Consider the following 1,389-nt stretch of genomic DNA (forward strand, 5'->3'; position numbering starts at 1 on the left):
ATTGGGGTCTGCAACTCGACCCCATGAAGTCGGAGTTGCTAGTAATCGCAGATCAGCATTGCTGCGGTGAATACGTTCCCGGGCCTTGTACACACCGCCCGTCACGTCACGAAAGTCGGTAACACCCGAAGCCGGTGGCCCAACCCCTTGTGGGAGGGAGCTGTCGAAGGTGGGACTGGCGATTGGGACGAAGTCGTAACAAGGTAGCCGTACCGGAAGGTGCGGCTGGATCACCTCCTTTCTAAGGAGCACTTCTTACCGAGTCCTCCGGGACGAGGTCAGAGGCCACTACGTCGGCAYACGTRCGACGGTGGTTGCTCATGGGTGGAACGTTGATTATTCGGCACACTTGATCGTCTTCTCTTCCTAGTACTGCTTCGGCGTGGAATGGATGAAGAAGAYGCGGGTGTGRCGGGCACGTTGTTGGGTGTCTGAGGGCACGGCCGTATGGCTGCCTTCAGTTGCCGGTCCCAGTGAACTCCAGCTCAGGTTGGGGGTGATGGGTGACTGGTCGTTGTTTGAGAACTGCACAGTGGACGCGAGCATCTGTGGCCAAGTTTTTAAGGGCGCACGGTGGATGCCTTGGCACCAGGAACCGATGAAGGACGTGGGAGGCCACGATAGGCCCCGGGGAGTCGTCAACCAGGCTTTGATCCGGGGGTGTCCGAATGGGGAAACCCGGCAGTCGTCATGGGCTGTCACCCGCTGCTGCGGGTGACAGCCCATGACGACTGCCGGGTTTCCCCATTCGGACACCCCCGGATCAAAGCCTGGTTGACGACTCCCCGGGGCCTATCGTGGCCTCCCACGTCCTTCATCGGTTCCTGGTGCCAAGGCATCCACCGTGCGCCCTTAAAAACTTGGCCACAGATGCTCGCGTCCACTGTGCAGTTCTCAAACAACGACCAGTCACCCATCACCCCCAACCTGAGCTGGAGTTCACTGGGACCGGCAACTGAAGGCAGCCATACGGCCGTGCCCTCAGACACCCAACAACGTGCCCGYCACACRCGCRTCTTCTTCATCCATTCCACGCCGAAGCAGTACTAGGAAGAGAAAACAACCGTGATTCCGGGAGTAGTGGCGAGCGAAACTGGATGAGGCCAAACCGTATACGTGTGAGACCCGGCAGGGGTTGCGTGTGCGGGGTTGTGGGATCTCTCTTTCACAGTCTGCCGGCTGTGAGACGAGTCAGAAACCGTTGATGTAGGCGAAGGACATGCGAAAGGTCCGGCGTAGAGGGTAAGACCCCCGTAGTCGAAACATCAGCGGCTCGTTTGAGAGACACCCAAGTAGCACGGGGCCCGAGAAATCCCGTGTGAATCTGGCGGGACCACCCGCTAAGCCTAAATATTCCCTGGTGACCGATAGCGGATAGTACCGTGAGGG

2 other annotated features (1 of these 2 running past the window's edge) are annotated in these 1,389 nt (G+C 59.0%).

The features are described 5' to 3' along the window. The first annotated feature begins 92 nt into the window (after positions 1 to 92). Positions 93 to 228 (forward strand) — a sequence feature (16S ribosomal RNA rRNA prediction is too short). A 322-nt stretch (positions 229 to 550) separates the two neighbouring features. Beyond that, positions 551 to 1,389: a sequence feature (most likely nonfunctional fraction of RNA operon), on the forward strand (it continues 968 nt past the right edge of the window).

It is taken from the genome of Streptomyces sp. UW30, assembly GCF_008042075.1.
GTDB lineage: Bacteria > Actinomycetota > Actinomycetes > Streptomycetales > Streptomycetaceae > Streptomyces.